14 protein-coding genes and 4 pseudogenes are annotated in these 17247 nt (G+C 38.2%); 9 read left to right on the top strand and 9 right to left on the bottom strand.

From position 1 onward, the window contains the following. Positions 1-5: 5 nt before the first annotated feature. On the bottom strand, positions 6-935 hold the full coding sequence (locus tag YN1551_RS01295) for a transposase (RefSeq protein WP_012715708.1): 930 nt from the start codon (positions 933-935) through the stop codon (positions 6-8). A gap of 239 nt (positions 936-1174) precedes the next feature. Between YN1551_RS01295 and YN1551_RS01300 the strand changes: the two genes are divergently transcribed. The 5 genes and pseudogenes from YN1551_RS01300 to YN1551_RS16445 all read left to right on the top strand — a co-directional run. Continuing rightward, positions 1175-3007: an FAD-binding protein gene (locus YN1551_RS01300; RefSeq protein ID WP_012716723.1), complete on the top strand. Its 1833-nt coding sequence runs from the start codon at positions 1175-1177 to the stop codon at positions 3005-3007. Positions 3008-3009: 2 nt separating this feature from the next. Further along, a complete protein-coding gene (locus YN1551_RS01305) occupies positions 3010-4197 on the top strand; it encodes an NAD(P)/FAD-dependent oxidoreductase (protein ID WP_012716722.1) in 1188 nt (395 codons plus the stop codon). Next, positions 4194-4481: a ferredoxin family protein gene (locus YN1551_RS01310; RefSeq protein WP_012712409.1), complete on the top strand. Its 288-nt coding sequence runs from the start codon at positions 4194-4196 to the stop codon at positions 4479-4481. The genes YN1551_RS01305 and YN1551_RS01310 overlap by 4 nt, the downstream gene beginning before the upstream one ends. A 174-nt stretch (positions 4482-4655) precedes the next feature. Further along, positions 4656-5689: pseudogene (locus YN1551_RS01315) on the top strand (ISH3 family transposase). A 17-nt stretch (positions 5690-5706) separates the two neighbouring features. Next, positions 5707-6078: pseudogene (locus YN1551_RS16445) on the top strand (transposase); the annotation flags it as partial. Between the two features lie 37 nt (positions 6079-6115). Here YN1551_RS16445 and YN1551_RS01325 read toward each other — a convergent pair. Beyond that, positions 6116-6593, bottom strand: a pseudogene (locus YN1551_RS01325) (IS5/IS1182 family transposase); the annotation flags it as partial. 156 nt (positions 6594-6749) lie between these two features. On the opposite strand from YN1551_RS01325, the gene YN1551_RS01330 reads away from it, so the two are divergent. Both YN1551_RS01330 and YN1551_RS01335 read left to right on the top strand, forming a co-directional pair. After that, positions 6750-7019 carry an AbrB/MazE/SpoVT family DNA-binding domain-containing protein gene (locus YN1551_RS01330; protein WP_012716719.1) on the top strand — a complete coding sequence of 90 codons (270 nt, stop codon included), beginning with the start codon at positions 6750-6752 and terminating at the stop codon, positions 7017-7019. Continuing rightward, positions 7006-7395 (top strand): type II toxin-antitoxin system VapC family toxin, encoded by a 390-nt coding sequence (locus YN1551_RS01335; RefSeq protein WP_012716718.1) that lies wholly within the window; start codon positions 7006-7008, stop codon positions 7393-7395. The genes YN1551_RS01330 and YN1551_RS01335 overlap by 14 nt, the downstream gene beginning before the upstream one ends. Before the next feature lie 271 nt (positions 7396-7666). Here YN1551_RS01335 and YN1551_RS17940 read toward each other — a convergent pair whose 3' ends face one another. The 3 genes from YN1551_RS17940 to YN1551_RS01345 all read right to left on the bottom strand — a co-directional run bounded on the left by YN1551_RS17940 (position 7667) and on the right by YN1551_RS01345 (position 8934). Then, complete coding sequence (locus YN1551_RS17940) at positions 7667-7849, bottom strand: glutamine amidotransferase-related protein (protein WP_338107615.1); 183 nt, start codon at positions 7847-7849, stop codon at positions 7667-7669. Positions 7850-8336: 487 nt separating this feature from the next. Next, positions 8337-8720, bottom strand: a complete 384-nt coding sequence (locus YN1551_RS01340) for a type II toxin-antitoxin system VapC family toxin (RefSeq protein WP_012716716.1) — start codon at positions 8718-8720, stop codon at positions 8337-8339. Continuing rightward, positions 8704-8934: an AbrB/MazE/SpoVT family DNA-binding domain-containing protein gene (locus YN1551_RS01345; protein ID WP_012717047.1), complete on the bottom strand. Its 231-nt coding sequence runs from the start codon at positions 8932-8934 to the stop codon at positions 8704-8706. Before YN1551_RS01345 ends, YN1551_RS01340 begins: the two co-directional genes overlap by 17 nt. Positions 8935-9513: 579 nt before the next feature. On the opposite strand from YN1551_RS01345, the gene YN1551_RS01350 reads away from it, so the two are divergent. Both YN1551_RS01350 and YN1551_RS01360 read left to right on the top strand, forming a co-directional pair. Next, positions 9514-10665, top strand: a complete 1152-nt coding sequence (locus YN1551_RS01350; RefSeq protein ID WP_012717048.1) for an IS110 family RNA-guided transposase — start codon at positions 9514-9516, stop codon at positions 10663-10665. A gap of 194 nt (positions 10666-10859) precedes the next feature. After that, a pseudogene (locus tag YN1551_RS01360) lies at positions 10860-11906 on the top strand (ISH3 family transposase). Positions 11907-11964: 58 nt separating this feature from the next. Here the strand turns inward: YN1551_RS01360 and YN1551_RS01365 are convergent. The 4 genes from YN1551_RS01365 to fdhF all read right to left on the bottom strand — a co-directional run bounded on the left by YN1551_RS01365 (position 11965) and on the right by fdhF (position 16973). Further along, positions 11965-12903: a PEP/pyruvate-binding domain-containing protein gene (locus YN1551_RS01365; protein ID WP_012714469.1), complete on the bottom strand. Its 939-nt coding sequence runs from the start codon at positions 12901-12903 to the stop codon at positions 11965-11967. Positions 12904-12965: 62 nt separating this feature from the next. Next, a complete protein-coding gene (gene fdhD / locus YN1551_RS01370) occupies positions 12966-13733 on the bottom strand; it encodes a formate dehydrogenase accessory sulfurtransferase FdhD (RefSeq protein WP_012716713.1) in 768 nt (255 codons plus the stop codon). Continuing rightward, complete coding sequence (locus YN1551_RS01375; protein ID WP_012712406.1) at positions 13714-14070, bottom strand: helical membrane plugin domain-containing protein; 357 nt, start codon at positions 14068-14070, stop codon at positions 13714-13716. Before YN1551_RS01375 ends, fdhD begins: the two co-directional genes overlap by 20 nt. Continuing rightward, positions 14034-16973, bottom strand: coding sequence for a formate dehydrogenase subunit alpha (gene fdhF, locus YN1551_RS01380; protein WP_012717049.1), 2940 nt, complete (start codon positions 16971-16973; stop codon positions 14034-14036). The genes YN1551_RS01375 and fdhF overlap by 37 nt, the downstream gene beginning before the upstream one ends. Between the last annotated feature and the right edge of the window lie 274 nt (positions 16974-17247).

The raw sequence follows: 17247 nt of genomic DNA on the forward strand, positions 1-17247 counted from the left end.
TAGGGTTAACTAGAGAGTTTGACAAATTCCTCTTGCGGAACTTTTGCTAACACGGAAGTGTAAATCAAGGAATTGTAAATTATTCCAATAACGTAAACAAAAACCTCAACCATATCCTTGTTAATAGCGTAAGGTCTCCAATACCTCTTCAAGAAAATACCAAAGAATTCAACATAACGTCTAAAACTAGAAAAACCAATTATCCAAGTTGAGGGCATTCCCAAGAAACCCCTATCAACAACCTTATAACCACTCATACCAAAACCAACCTTATTATCGGGAAAGTTTGCAAACTCAACTTGAATTGCGTGAAGAATCATGGTTGGGGAAATAGCATATAAAACCTTGAAGCCGAAGAAACTCCTACCCCTCTTCTTCGCAAACTCACCCTTAAATCTACGATGAATCTTAGCCCTCATATAGTAGTAAATTAAGTTTGCTGCTTCCCTAAACTTTCCTTGTCTCAAGTTGAGTTCTAGCTTTTTCTTTAATGTCTCCTTGTTTCTCTTTCCGAAGGGTACTTCGATTATGTTGGAATCTATTGCCCAGAGTTTGTTAACTTTGCCGTATAAGGCACTACTTGGCAAGTAGTTTTCTAGTTTGCTTAGCTTTTCCTCAAGTTCTTTTGCGTATTCCTTGAATGCTTTCTTTATTTCTCCCCTAAGTTTCTTTGCCCTTCTGTGGTTTTCGGATTTTGACTTGCGTTCTCCTAGAAACCATCTTACTACAATGTCCGTGTAATAGTATGCTTCTACATCTCTGTAGGAGCATTGCCATATCATCATGACGATGAGTACTCTAAGTATGTATAGGTCTAGTGATGATAGTGCTTTTGAGGTGATTAGTATGTAGTGCATTTTCAAAAGAGTTTTATGCCTTGATGATAGTTTATCATAGGGGACCGGGAGATTGTAGTATTCTATCCAAGGTTTCATATCTCCCAATCCTTGTACTACGTCTTCCCGGTCCCCTTTAAGTATTACTCAAGATTTTACTCCAAGTGAAAATTCAAAATTTCTCAAGAGTTTATGCTTTCTTTTGAGTTATTATCTATAAACTTATACATAGATTTATTGAATTATTTACACTTGGGATGCTCTCTCGAGGACTTTAAATTACATCCTTTTTTGTGAAATCTTAAAAACTATCAAGAATACTCATTATAGAGGTAGAATTGCCGGAACTCAAAGTTGTTGTTTCAATAAAGCAGGTCCCAGATGTGGATGAGCTAAGGATTGACCCAGTAACTAATAATTTGGTAAGGGAAGGAGTACCAGCTGTTATTAATCCCCCCGATTTACACGCAATAGAAGAGGCTGTTAGATTAAAGGAAAGATACGGAGCGAAAACTATAGTTATAACAATGGGTCCCCCACAAGCTGATTCAGCACTCAGGGAAGCTCTGGCTATGGGAATCGATGAGGCTTATCTCATAAGTGATAGGGCAATGGCTGGAGCAGATACTTGGGCAACTTCATATACCGTATCTAAGGCTGTTCAAAAGTTGGGCGGAGCTGATTTAATACTCTTTGGGAGAAGGGCAGTTGATGGAGAGACTGAACAAGTGGGACCTCAGACTGGAAAATGGCTTGGACTCCCAGTTATAGGTTATGTCAGTGAGATAAAGAAGTTAGAAAAGGATAAAATAATAGTAACTAGAACCACTGAATTTGATGAAGAAGTTATTGAAGCTCCTATCCCCACAGTATTAACTATGTTGGAAGTTGCGAATAAACCAAGACAACCTGATATATTAAGCCTAATTAAAGCTAAAACTGCTAAAATTACAGTATGGAACAAGGATGATATTAAGGCTGAGCCAGACAAAATTGGTTTAGCTGGATCTCCTACTAAGGTAATAAAAGTTCAACCCCCACCCAAAACTAGAAAGGCTGAAATAATAGATGGTAGAAAAGATATTGAAAAAGCTGCAAAATGGTTCTTAGATAAGATTTTCGAGTCGTTAAAAGAAGATGAGAGCACATTAAAGGAGTATGTGAAACCTAAACCAAAGGTTAAGGTAAATGGGGAAATTTGGGTATATATAGATCATATTGGAGAAAAACCAAATAGAGCGTCTTTTGAAATTATGGGAGAGGCAAGAAGGATTGCTGATTTAATGGATACTAGTCTTTCTGCAGTAATAGTTGGTGGTGAGGCTACTAAATCCTTAATAGATGAAACTTTTGAATATGGTGCGGATAAAGTATATTTTGTGGAAACTAAGGGATTCGATAGATATGATAATGAAGTGTATACTAGAGCATTGGCCACTGTGATAAAGAAGTACAAGCCAGAGGCAGTTTTCTTCCCAGGAACTAAAAATACGAGGGAATTAGCATCTACTACTGCAATTGAAGTAAATACTGGATTAATTGCTGATTGTACTAACTTCGATGTAGATGATAAAGGAGTTTTACTTTCAACAAGACCAGACTTCGGAGGTAAAGAGATGTCCACCATAATATGTCCTAAACATAGACCAGTGATGGTTACAGTTAGAGCTGGTGTATTTATGCCATTACCAAGAGTGCAGGGTAGAAAGGGAGAATTAGTAAGAGAGGAGATTGATGATCTATTCACTAGACTTAAAGTATTAGATTATAGAGTTATAGAAAAGAGAAACATCTTAGCGGAAGCAGATATAGTAGTAGGCGTAGGTAGGGGTATTAGAAGCCCAGAAAATATAAAGATGGCAGAGGAGTTAGCATCATTATTAGGTGGTGTGGTGGGAGTTTCTAAGCCATTGGCAGATATGGGTTGGTATCCTAAGGAAAGACAAGTTGGTCAAACTGGTACAACAATTAGGCCTAAAGTTTATATAGCGTTAGGAGTTTCTGGTGCAGTGCAACACTTAGTTGGCATATTATCTTCCAGAAAGATAGGGGCAATAAACTTGGACCCAAGTGCGCCAATCTTCGAGAATTGCGATTTTGGAGTGGTTGGAGATATCTTCGAGATAGTACCTAAAATGGTTGAATTGCTTAAGAAAAAGGAGGTGAGTTGAGAATGAAATTCGATATAGTTGTAGTTGGAGCTGGACCAGCTGGTTCATCCGCAGCCATAACAGCAGCTAGAGGAGGAGCCAAGGTTCTATTATTAGAAAGAGGTCCAGAGCCAGGCTCGAAAAACGTTTCCGGAGCAATGATAAGGTTAGAGGATTTCTCTTCAGTTTATGATATAGCTTCTATACCGATAGAGAGAAAAGTAAAGAATGTGGATTTGATCTTACTAAGTAATTCTAATAGAACGAGAATCAGTGTAAATGTTGAATCAAATTTAGCAACTGTTGCAAGGTTAAAATTAGATAAATGGATGGCTCAACAAGCAGAAAAGGCTGGAGCACTACTGATAACAAAAACGACTGTGTTAGGAGTTGAAAGGGAGGGAAATGAATATAAGGTAGAAACTGACAGGGGAGAAGTAAGGGCAGATAGAGTAGTATTAGCTGAGGGCGTCAACGCCCTAGTTTCAATGAAAGCTAATATAAGACCTGATCTAACCCCAGATCATGCTGTGCAAACAGTTAAAGAGGTCTATAGTTTAAATAAGGATGAAGTTAATAAGCGATTTGGATTCAAGGCTGATGATGAGGGTGTGAGTTGGAGGATATTAGGGATAGATCCAGTTCCATACGCGGGCTTTCTTTACGTATATAAGGATGCAGTGGCAATAGGTGCCGGAATTCCGATGAAGATACTTATAAAGAGAAAAATAACACCTTATACTGTATTAGATGAGGTTAAGGAAAGATTGGGCTTTAACGAGTTGGTCAAAGGAGCGTCACTCAGAGAATACTCTGCAAAGGTTATACCAGAATATGGTTTCCCATCTTGGAAAGCTTGTTCAGGTAAAATTTATTTGGCTGGAGATGCAATAGGTCTGGTGGATCCATTAACATTTAATGGTATAGGACCCGCAGTGGCCTCTGGAGTAGTTGCAGGGAAGGCAGCGTTAGAATCTTATGAATGCAGTAAATATGAAAGTGAATTGATGAAAAATAGGGAAGTTAGAAGAGTTGTGAATGGCAGACCATTAGTGAAGGAGTTAATAGAGGAGGAGAACTTCAAATATTATGTGAAAACAATTAATGATCTTCTGCACGGTTGGGTTTACAGTGACTTTTCTAAAGTTAAATTGGACACGTCTAAACTACTTAAACACTTATTATTGGGTATGGGGGTATTTAAGTCATGAGAGTAGAGGAAAAACTTTACACTTTAAGATATAAAAAAGACGAGCAACCTCATTTAGCCATAATCGATCCCAATAAATGTCTTAAATGTGAAGAAGTTAACGGAGTTCCCCAACCTTGTATTGCAGTCTGCCCTGCAAACGTCTATTCATGGATAGATAAAAGAATTGTAGTATCATATGAGAATTGTGTGGAATGTGGTGCTTGTAGGATTGCTTGTCCCTATTCTAACATCTCTTGGAAGTATCCAAGGTATGGGTTAGGCATAGCATTAAGGTATGGGTGAACTATCCAGCCCTCACCGGTAGACCCAAAATCATACTATAAAAAATAATTCTGACAAGATAATATATTGAATTCATAAAAGATAAATGGAATTTATAACAATATAAAGAGTTCAACAAATTGAAGAAAGGGTTTAAGGTGAGGGAGATGTGGTATTATCACGTGAGATAGGAAGATGGTAACACCCGGTCTCCCTCACCAAACATTCAACAAATAGGATATAAATTACTTTCCATGTTGAACTTCCAAGGGGAAAAGGTAGAGAAGGTAGCAAAAACTCTCATCTCCGCGTGTTTGTGGAACAACTCTGTAGAGAACAAGTCCAGAGCGTATGACGTATCCCCACAGACCGTGAGGAATTACGTAGAGAAACAATGGATGGAAGTGATTGAAAAGCTATTGGAAAGAGCTAGGAAAATATCCTTGGAGATATTAAAGGGGGTAAAGGAGATAGATCTTTCAATAGACCGGACAACCAAGACGTGGTATGGGAAACCAGTGAAAGGGAGATCTGAAAAAGGAAACTCGTGGAACTACGCAACAACCAAGTATAAGGGGAAAGTACTTTTACTTGCCTTTATTCCGCAAGTGAACGGTATGACTAAGGACGAGATAGTGAAGGTTCTTGTGGAGCAAGTAATGGCAATGGGGTTCAAGATAAGGTTGATAACTCTTGACGCTGGTTTCTACACAGTTGATGTGCTCAACTTCATTTCACAGTTTAAGTATATAATTGCTGTGCCTGTTGGGGATGTTAAGGTTTATGAGGAGTTTGACGGGGATTACACAACTAATAGTAAGAGGCATAGGAGGGATGAGCAGGTCAAGTTCAGGCTTCTCGTGTACAGCAAGGAAGAAGTGAGGAGAAAGAGTCTTGTTTATTTTGCTGGGGCTACAAACCTAGACCTATCCAAGAGGGAAGTGTTGGATTTGTACAATAAGGTAAGGGGTCCCATAGAGACCTCTTATAGGAACATTAAGGCTTTTCTTCCATTTACTGGTTCTACTAAGTTTGTTTTTCGCACGTTGATCTTCGTGCTGGCCCTTGTACTCTACTCCTTATATACCATATTCAAGGGGGAGGTGGGGAGAGAGGAGTTTAGATTATTATTAATTCTTTTATTTCCTGATTTATTCAATCCAGAGAATTTTACATTTAATCTAGTAGAAACACTTATTTACACTATAGATTTATTTTCAAGGAGATGATTTTGGGTCTACCGAAGGTGGAGGAGGGAAGGAAGGCTATATTGTCCCTCAGCCAACTTGTCCAACCCTTTTCTCCAGCCCGAGCCAAGAGGCTTCTTGACGCTGCTGACAAGTATTGTTCCTTTCTCAACTTCCCCAGGGAGATTAGACACTACCTCTACACTAATAACACGTCGGAGAGTTTCAACTCGACCCTGGCTAGGTTCGAGGAGGAGCTCGGAGGTTACTTTCCCTCTCTTCGCTCCTTGGAGGTCTATCTCTACGTTTCGATCCATGAAAGTAATTCGCGTTGGAAGTTCAGGCCCATGTCGGTGATAAGGCATTACTCATATCATCTCAAACAACTCCACGCTTCAAGGTTCCAGGTGAGTCTTGATGAAGACTTTTAACCTTCTGCTTACATATTTTCTCACACAACTATACCCAGTAGCCCCTCTCCATAGCTATGAGCTGGGTTGGGGAGGGCGAGAAACCCTTGTCAGCTATCTTAATCCCCTTGAGCGGGGACTTAAATCTCGGGGCTACTGGGTAGGCACTTCTCCTCAAGCTTGAAGGAAATTTCCAGCAACTTCTTCCTCACTTCGTATACTCTTCCTACGAAATCGTGTAACGTGCTCTTGCCCACTTTCCTCCCAACGAACCACGCCACAACGACGTTCACGTTGACCATCTTTACCGCGTCTCTATAGGAACAGGAGTAGAGTACCATGACGATTAGTAACTTCAGGTAAACCAGAGTGCCTTCTCTTAGAACTCTTTCTAAATCTAGGGTGTCTAGCACGGGTTTGATATCCGTTAACCATTTTTCCCTCCACGGCATATCCTCTCTTGGGGGGAGAGAATAGTACACTAAGTTTGGGATGCGTCTTAGTGTACGTGCCATGGTACTACTCTCTCCTCCCATAACTTAAGTATTACTACAATTTAATCCAAGATAATGCTAAGAATCAATTTATTCTCAAAAATTAAAATTCAGTTTTTTACATTCCGGACACTCTCTCGTGGTACCGCTTTAATATTTAAATATCAGCTTAGCTAGTTTAACTATAGTGAAACTAGCTTGACTCTAAAAGTGGAAGTTGGAAAGAAAGGTTACATAATTATTCCTAAGGATATCAGAGATCTCCTAGGCATAAAAGAAGGTGACAAGCTTATTCTTAACGTCTATGACGGTAAAATTATCCTTGAACCTGAAAGGAAGGTTGACATTAATGAGATCTTAAAAAGACTTGAGGGACATCACGCTAAAATATCCGCTTATGCAAAAAGCGCTAAATTAGGAGACTTGCTTTATTCGAGCCTTGAGGAGGAATTTGATGATTTTTCTTGACGCAAACTTTATCATATACTTGAATTTGGGTGTAAAGGAAGTAGAAAATTTTTATATTAAAGTCCTACAAGAAGATCGACTAGCTTTAGACCCATTAGTTATAGATGAAGTAATTTATATTTCAAAGAAAAAATATAACGTGAACTTTAACGATACAATAAGTTTTCTAGACGAGATCGTTTTACCTAACTCTCTCATCCTTCCTATAAGAAAAGAAGATTATGATAAAGCAAAAGAGATAATGCTACAATATAACCTAAAGCCTTCAGACGCATTTCACGTTGCCGTAATGTTAAATAACTCAATTAGTAAAATTATAAGTGAAGATAAGGATTTTGATAGAACTAAAGAAATACATAGAGTTTGGATAACTTAAGATGAACTTATCTAGGCTTATTAAATTAACGCCCAATTAATCACATTTTCTCTAATGAGAACTCTAATAGTTTTGAAGAGTACAATTTTAGCTCTTCTTCTATTTTATTAACTTCCTCAATAAGTGAAGGATCTAAATTATAAGTTTCAACCCACTCTTTAACTATGCTAGAATCGACCTCTACGTGAAATTGGACTCCAATAGCTTTACCTAATCTAAATGCTTGGAACCTTTAGGCAAAGAAAAAGTATCGCCGTGAAGTTGAAAAACTTTAATTTTTTTCAGTGCCGAACAATTCCTTAAACTCGTCAATTAGGCTAACTTCTTGAACTCCTACCTCTTGTCCATAAGGACCTTTAATAACCTTTCCACCCAAGGCTTCCGCAATTATTTGAGAACCTGAGCAAACTCCTAGTATCTTTTTTACCTTCGCTATACGCCTTCCGTGAGTTATTACTTTTACTCCTTATATATTAGTCAGATTTGTGTAATACAGATCTGACTGGGGTGTAGGCCATTTTGGGTTTAAAGCCCGAGGGAGAGCTTGGTCGCCTCTGAACCGGAAGTTGGGCATAAAGCCCGAATAAGGGTAAATTTGGAGGTCCCAGTTGCAGGAATAGAAGTATCAAAAGATAAATTAACTGTACTATAATAGGCAGTTTAACGCTAGTGAGTAAAGCAGGTTTTATCACTTGCGTAAGTAGTGTGGACTATGCGCGATTTTCAAGCAAAAGTTAGAAGTCCGAGTTATTATCCTCTCTAATTTTTCAATCTCCCTCTGTAGGGAGTAAGTGTATGAGGGTTGTGTTCTTCCCATGAAAATAAACATGTTGAATAAATAAATAAGCTTAGAGAGTAAACCAAAAGTGAAAAATTGAGGTATTAGTTTCGGCTTTAAAAAGTATTACTTCGTTGAGATTATGCTTTGATGACTCTCCACATTATTCCTTAGGAATCAGTATTACCTTAACCTCTTTAACTTTACTAAGCTCGTGATCGCTCGTTACAGCTGTTGAATTTATACTTTTAGCAGATGCTAATAAAAAAGCATCTCCTAAGGAGAGGTTATACTTAATTTTCAACTTAGCTGTGCTTTTAATTATATCCTCATCGTTAACATCTATTAGCTCAAAGGTGTTTCTTATTAAAGAATATTTTAATAGGGATTCTTTCCAACCTTTGACTTTTGCGTATGAATAAAGGAATTCTGTAAGATTTACTGAATTTACAAAAGCCTCATTCATATTTTTCTCTATTATCTCTTTTGCTTTTTTATTTCCATAAAAATACAAAATTAATGTAGAGGCGTCAAGTACTACTTTCACGTTCTCTTCTCCTCTCCTCTTCCAGAATGTCTAAAGCTTTTATTGCGTCCTTGTCACTACCAAAGTATTTTCTAATATCATCACGAGGAAATATATAAATTCCATCATCGTCAACTATAACGTTAACTTCGTCACCTTCTTTCAAGTTGAATTTTTCTCTTATCTCCTTCGGTATTACAATAATACCTTTCTTATACACCTTCAATCTATACATATAAGAATATTCTCGTTAAATGCTTTAAGTTTAACTTTACCTGAACTTAAGTTAAACTAATGCTGAATTTTAACGGTTTAAATTAATAACTCATTCTTCTCTCTATGACTTATTCCACTACCTAGAAGAGGGATAAAGAGAGATTTTAACAGAATTAAATTGTAAAAATTATCTTAATTTCCAAATATTTTCATAGTGTTAGAATCGTATTAATGAAATTAAACTGGTCTATAAGAGACCAGTTATTACGCAAAACTGGTCGGAAAAAGACGTGAACTCCTACGGCGATTTTCACGAACAACACTCCTAAACAAGAAGACAAGCTTTACAAGAGTAAAACTTTTATAAAGAGAACAAGAAAATAACACAAGCCGAAAGTGAACATGGGGATAAAACCCCATGGGGTAGGCTGGCTATACGTCCCCCGCGATCTAACATGTGGGACAACATCCCGAGTAGGAGTGTGCAAAAATTTAAGGGGACGTTCTCATAGTTAGTTCGCACTATCTCCTAACAAAATTAACAATACAACGCGTATTATTATAGAAAAATTCAAGAATCAGAAAAAGAGTATTACACATGGAAAGGAAGATAAAGCCTAAAGTATTTGCAATAGATGTGGGGGAATCAAGACTTGTTGCAACCAAGATGGAAATAAACAACAACACAGTAAAAGAAGCTGATACGAGAGAATTCAAATACAACGAGGAAGGACTCAAAGAACTTATAAAATTCCTAGAAGGATACGAAGAAGGAATAATGGAAGCAACAGGAGTATACTTCTACCACGTATACAACGTACTGAGAGACAAGGGACTAAAAGTAAACGTGATAAACCCTGTCCAAACAGTTGAAGTCCTAGGCAAGAAGACAGACAAGAACGATTCCATAAGACTCGCAATAGCCTACGCTGCAGGCACAGTAAAAGGATCGTACATACCAACGGGAGAAATGCAAGAACTAAGAGAAATGACAAGACACAGAGAAGGACTAGTAGAGAGAAAGACACAAGTAAAGAACGAGATAAGGAAAGTTCTAGAAACAGCAGGATACAAGCTACCTCCCTTCGAAAAGAAGACAAAGGAAATAGTGAGAAAACTAGCCACTGATGAGAAGCTAACTGACGAAGAGATCAAGGAGTACTCCAAATTATTGGGAAGAAAATTAACTAGAATAGAAGCGTTCATCCTAAAACAACTCCTGGACCTACTGAACATTATAGAAGAACAAATCAAGGAAGTGGAGAACGAGATAATGAAGTTCCTACCCGAGGAAGCAGTAGAGTTGACTAAGATACCCGGAATAGTCCCAATCTCTGCAGCCACAATTTACGCTGAGCTTGGAGACGTGAGCAGGTTTGAGTCTTCGAAACAAGCTGCTTCTTATGCTGGAGTTTCTCCAAGGACTAAGCAGAGCGGGAAGACCGAATTTCACAACGGTCTCATCAAGGGGAATAAGCACTTATCCCGCGTTCTATTCCTTGTTGCAAGGTCCGCTAAGAACACGGTCCAATTTAATGGCTTCTATCAAGCCTTGTTGAAGAGGACAGGTAATTCCAAAAAGGCTACATTAGCCTTGGCCAACAAGATATGTAGGATAGTTTATCACGTACTCAAGGATGGGGAATACAAGGGTGAGACTAAGAAGACTAGGTATAGGGGAGGAGGTGGTGAAGGCCCTCAAGTTGACCCCAATCAAGTAGTTCCTTCGGCTCTTCAAGCCATCGCCTAGCCATGTTAGAGGCAAAGCATGTGGAGCCTACCCCGCCCTCACCGGTAGACCCAAGATCATATTAGAAAAAATATTTCTGGTAGGATAATATCGAATTTATAAAAGATAAAGAAATTTATAAGACTATAAAGAATTCAACAAATTGAAGAAAGGCTTAAGGTGAAAAAGACTGTATTATCACAAGGTGAACCACGATGATAACACCTGGTCTTCCCCACCAAAATAACACTCAACAAATAGGGTATAAATTACTTTCCATATTAGACTTCCAAGGGAAAAAGGCAGAGAACGTAAAGAAAACGCTAATCTCAACATGTTTATGGAACGACCCCATAGAAAACAAGTCAAGCGCATACAACGTGTCACCACAAACCGTGAGGAACTACGCAGAGGAGCAAGGTGTAGAAGTAGTTGAGAAACTCTTGCAATAAATGAGGAAAATATCCCTAGAGACGCTGAAGGGAGAGAAGGAAATAGACATTTCAATAGACTGGGCCACTAAAACCTGGTACGGGAAACCGGTGGAAGTAAGCTCGGAAAAGGGAAACTCATGGAACTACGCCACTGAAATGACTAAACATAATGGAAAAGTGCTCCTACTGGCTTTCGTCACACAAGTAAACGAGATGACCAAGGACTACATCGTGAAGATCCTCGTGGAGCAGGTTACTGCAATGGGGTTCAAGATAAGGTTGATAACTCTTGACGCAGGTTTCTACACAGTTGATGTGCTCAATTTCATTTCACAGTTTAAGTATATAATTGCTGTGCCTGTTGGGGACGTGAAGGTCTATGAGGAGTTTGACGGGGATTACACAACTAATAGTAAGAGGCATAGTAGGGATGAGCAGGTTAAGTTCAGGCTTTCGGTCTATGGTAGTGAGAAGATTAAGAGGAAGAAGGTTGTTTACTTTGCTAGGGGGACTAATCTCGACCTATCGAAGAAGGAGGTGTTAAAGTTGTACGACAAGGTAAGGAGTCCCATAGAGACTTCTTACCGGAACATCAAGGCCCTCCTTCCCTTCACCACTTCCACTAAGTTTGTCTTCCGCATGTTGATCTTCGTTTTAGCCATGATCTTCTACTCCCTGTACACCGTATTTAAGGGTATGGCGAGAAGGGAAGAGTTCAGGTTATTACTAATTCTTTTGTTTCCTGGTTATTTATTCAATCTAGAAAATTCTCTATTTAAGCTACTAGAAACACTTATTAATACAATAGATTTATTTTTAAGGAGGTGATTTTAGGTCTACCGTAAGGAGGGAGACTTCCGCCCCCTTACCCCCCCCCCCATTAATGTTAAAATTCGGGGTATAATCGCCTAATCCCTCTCACTTCCAATAAGTACACTTTTTTATCTTCCATTGCCCATTCAATATTTATATTTCTCTTAAATATATTTTCTACAGCTATAACCATGTTTGCAATCCTTATGGCATCATTATCACTTAGGCTTTCAGCTGATGCTTCCTCCTTACTCAGTTCTACGCTCTTTATCTTTCTGTCCTCGAAATCGTAAGTTAGTTTCATGACCTTCTCAGAAATCCTTTTACTTACCAGTGATCTAGTAGTCTTGCTCACTATATATTGATCTGGAGTGACCATGCCTCTTGTTACACTTTCGCCTAGACCAAAAGATGACTCTATAAATACGTAGTCTGGTTCTTCAGTTATGGGATGTATTGAGAACGCAGTCCCTGCACTAACCGGGTTTATCATTGTTTGGACGAAAATTGCCATTCCAGCTTCATTATGAGTCAGAATTCTATAAGCTATTGCCCTTGGGTTAAAATACGACGCAATAACTCTCTTAATACTCGGAATGAGATTTTCCTTAGTAACAAATAAATCGGTTTCATACTCACCAGCGAAACTTGCACCACTTAAGGGAGATGTGGCTGTAGCCCTTACTGCGACGTATTTTGAACCCAGTTGAGAGAATCTCTCGTATATTTCTTTTTCCATTTCCTCAGGTAATTTCGACATTATGATCATGTTTTTGATCATTTCACTTTTCTTTTCGAGATCTGTCGTATCATTTAGATTAACAGAAGATAGTATTCCTCTTATTTCATCGTCCAGATCTTTAATCGCCTCATTTACTCCTCTTGACGACACTATGAACCCTTTAGGGACGTTGAATCCCATCTTATATAATTCGCCTAGGTAGGCACTTTTTCTACCTACAATTGAAACCATGGATAAACTAACTTCCTCTAGCAAGTATGTATAATTCATAAGTTACATTCTGATAGATAGGTTTAAAATACTACCTATTAATAATGTTAAAAAGTTATCATCTAATATATTCTTTCATCATGAGTGTAAATGTTGAAACTTTTTCCCCGTAGAAAACCTATAAGAGTTAGTCCAGCTTCTTCGGCAATTTCAATAGCTAGGCTAGTAGGAGCTGAAATTCCACATACTATCGGTATTCCCGCTTTTATCCCTTTGCTAACGATCTCATATCCTAATCTTCCGCTAACTTGCATAATGTAATTACTTGCTGGAACCTTATCCTCTAATAGAAGTTTACCAACTACCTTATCAACAGCATTATGTCTCCCCACATCCTCATATATAAGCAATAATTCTCCGTGAGGATCAAATAACGCCGTAGCGTGGAGACCTCCGCTAATGTTAAACACACTCTGTTTCTCCCTCAATTTTTCTGGAAACGAGAAAATCAGCTCTTTTTTAACTTTCAGATCTGATTTAAGTATATTTAACGTATATAGAAAAGCTCTACCACAAACTCCACAACTTGAATTTACAATTAAGTCTCTTATTCTTACTTTAACTGGCTTACTTAATCTAACCTCGACAGCATTATTCTTCACTTGCTCAATACTCTCAACGTCATGAATAGAGTTTATTACACCTTCAGAATATAAAAAACCTAAGGAAAGCTCTTTATCATGCCCTGGCGTTCTCATTATTATGGCGAAATCTTCACACTTTTCAAAACAAACCCTTATATTTAATGGTTCCTCTACTGCAACGAAATCGCTATCCTTATATTCCTCATTCTCCTTAACCCTTACTAAGTTAAACCTCTTTACTTGCACTTCCAATCGCCTTAAGTATCTTTAGTAATAAATATAGTCCTCTCTTTACGTCTGGGTCGTTAAGCTGTTTAATTAATTCAGTTAAACTAATATCCTTAGCTTCCTCTTTCCCACTAAGTACACCATATATTACATTAACATTCCTTATCAACATTGCGTTTTGCTCGGCTAAAAAGGCCAAATTGTGGTCGAGACTATTCACAATTCCTACTAGCAATGGCAAGATTCCAGTCTTTTGTAGAGCGTTAATTAGTTTCAAAAAACTCTCGATGGCTTCTCTACTCTCAATTAATTGTTCAATTAGCTTGTCAATGGTTTGAACTCCTCCCTCTTCCATTTCTTCTCCACCTCTATACCTATTTGTCTTCTCCTTTCATTCACGTGAAATCTCCAATTATCTAAGGGTAAGGGGCTCCCACCCTTGCCCTCTTCTATTTTCTCGATAACAACCGGCGTATCCTTATACCCTGGAGTGCCACTAGCCTTATCTATCACTAACCCAGTTAAGTTATTTACACCTTTGGAAGGATCTGATGCATATAGAGGTATAAAGATCTCCTCGCCCTCTACCCTATCACTAACTATAGCCCTCGCTCTAATTTCTCCACCGAATTTGGACTTAACAAGCACAAGGTCACCGTCTTTGATGGAGTACTTAGAGGCTAACTCTTTAGAGACCTCTACAAATGTCTCTGGAACTTTTCTCCTCAAACCCTCAACTCTCCTAGTCATATTACCTACATGGAAGTGCTCTAATACCCTTCCAGTATTTACAGTCACTTTGTGAACTTCATCCTTTAGTTCTGGTGGCTTCCAGGTTAATGGATAAAGTATAGCCTTACCATCTTTAGTAGCAAAGGCATTTGTATAAAGCAACGGGATATCGCTTCCATCCTCATTAACTGGCCATAATAGACTATTAAACCCTTCTAATCTTGAATAGCTAACTCCAGCGAATATAGGACATAGTTTAGCTATCTCATCCATTATCTCTGCTGGATGTTTATAGCTCCAATTTGCTCCTAATGCGTTAGCAACCATTTGTATTATTTCCCAGTCAGGTTTAGAATCACCCATTGGTTCCATAGCCTTGTAAAACCTTTGTATTCTCCTTTCGGTATTAACGAATGTACCATCCTTCTCTAGGCTAGCAGTTGCGGGCAATATTACATCAGCTAGCTTTGCAGTCTCAGTCATGAACATATCTTGTACCACTAGGAAGTCTACTTTCTCTAAAGCTTGTTTAGTTAAAGGAGTTCCACAATCAACCATTACAGTATCCTCGCCAACTATATATAACGCGTGAATTTTTCCCTCTAGTACACCTTCGATCATCTGTGGTATCTGTAATCCAGCTTTTCTGTTTAACTTAACACCCCAAGCTTCCTCGAATTTCCCTATTATGTTTTCATCCTCTAGTTTTTGATATCCGGGTAAATAATTAGGTAAACAACCGAAATCACTAACTCCTTGAACGTTATTATGACCTCTCATTGGGAATGCCCCACTACCCGGTTTCCCATAATTTCCAGTTATGAGCAATAGGTCTGAAATTATCGTTGAAGTATCAGCTCCGCCTAAATGTTGAGTTACTCCCATTCCCCATAGCACTGCTACACTACTTGCATTATGAACAATTTCAGCAAGTTTAACTATTTTCTCTCTAGGAACACCGGTTATACTTTCCACGTAATCTAATGTGAATCCCTTTATGGATTCCTTAAACTCCTCAAAGCCATTAACCTTCTTATCGATAAATTCCTTATCAACCCATCCTTGATCAATAAGGTATTTAGTAACACCAGCTAAGACTGCTGCGTCAGTACCAGGCTTAGGTTTGATAAACAAGTCAGCCTTTTCAGCGATCTCGTGTTTTCTAACGTCGATTACCACAATCTTTGAACCCTTAATCTTCTTAGCCCTCTTTACCTTACTTCCTATCACGGGATGACTCTCAGTGGTATTGTGCCCAACAATTATAATTAGGTTAGCGTTTTCAATGTCCTTAATTGTACCCGAATCAGCGCCTATTCCCACTGTTCTCCATAATCCAATTGTTGCTGGAGCTTGACAATATCTTGCTGAGTTATCTACATTGTTAGTACCTATTACAGCCCTTGATAATTTCTGCAGTAGATAAGCCTCTTCATTGCTCATCTTATCCGATGCTATGAAGCCAATGGAATCTGGACTATACCTCTCCTTAATCTCCTTTAACCTTTTAGCTATATATGAAATGGCCTCATCCCAACTAGCTTCTCTAAACCTATCTCCTTCCCTTATTAAAGGCTTAGTAATTCTCTCTGGACTATTTACGAAATCCCATCCAAACTTACCCTTTACGCAAGTTAGAATACCATTTGCAGGAGATTCTGGTTTTGGCTCAACTTTTAATATCTTTCTACCCTTGGTCCAAACCTCAAATGAGCATCCAACACCACAGTATATACACACTGTTTTAGTCTTTTTTATTTGCGAACTTCTAGCATTAGCCTCAATTTCACTAAAAGTCATTAATAAGCTAAAGTTATCCTCAGCTTTCCCTATAGCCTCTATTGCCTTTTTCTTTAAATCATTATTAATCCAGGTGAGATAGCCAGCCTCCCCTACCATTGACTTCTCCATTAATGCGTTAACTGGGCAAACAGTAACACATGTACCGCAATTCACGCATGAGGAGTTACCTATTGGATTACCATTATCCCAAACTACCCTTGGGGGATTGAGATCCCAATTAATCCATATTACCTCGTTTACTGCAAAATCTTGGCAAGCCTCAACACATCTTCCACATAATATACATTGAGATGGATCATATACATAGAAGGGTCCACTATCGTCAACTTGATAAGGCTTTTCAATGTACTTCTGAGAGTTAATATTCAATTTTATTACAGACTCGTGAAGAACGCAATCCCCATTATTATTTTCACACATGCTGCAGTACAACTTATGATATCTCAGTATCCTTGAGATTGCGTTCTTCCTTGCTTCCATAGATCTTTTAGAGTTGACTGAAATGTTCATTCCATCTTTGACCCTTGTTGAACAAGCTCTAACTAGTTTCCCATTAACCTCAATTAGGCAGGAATCACAGCTTTCTATGGGAACTAGTCCTTCATTGTAACATATGTGTGGAATATAAATGCCATTCCTCTTTAGGACTGATAAAATTGTCTCTCCTTCGTTAGCTACAATCTCTTTATTATCTATAGCTATTTTTATTGACATAAAAATCATCTCTTGTGGGACTCTTAAAAAGTTTCTTAACTAAAATTTTCAGGAGTTAAAAAATAAGGGGCTTGATAAATTACTTACATGGGTGCACGCAATTAGGGTACATTTCTCCTCACTTTCACATTCAAATATTCTATAACCCGAATGACAGATTGATGTCTTTCGTATTGTATAATATTTTCTCTTTTTTGGATACATAATCTACATTACTTTATACACATATATAAATCTTTATTATTAATTTTGGAAATTTTCCTATTAAAAATGGGCATTTAAG

Origin of the sequence: Sulfolobus islandicus Y.N.15.51, from assembly GCF_000022485.1 — an archaeon.
GTDB lineage: Archaea > Thermoproteota > Thermoprotei_A > Sulfolobales > Sulfolobaceae > Saccharolobus > Saccharolobus islandicus.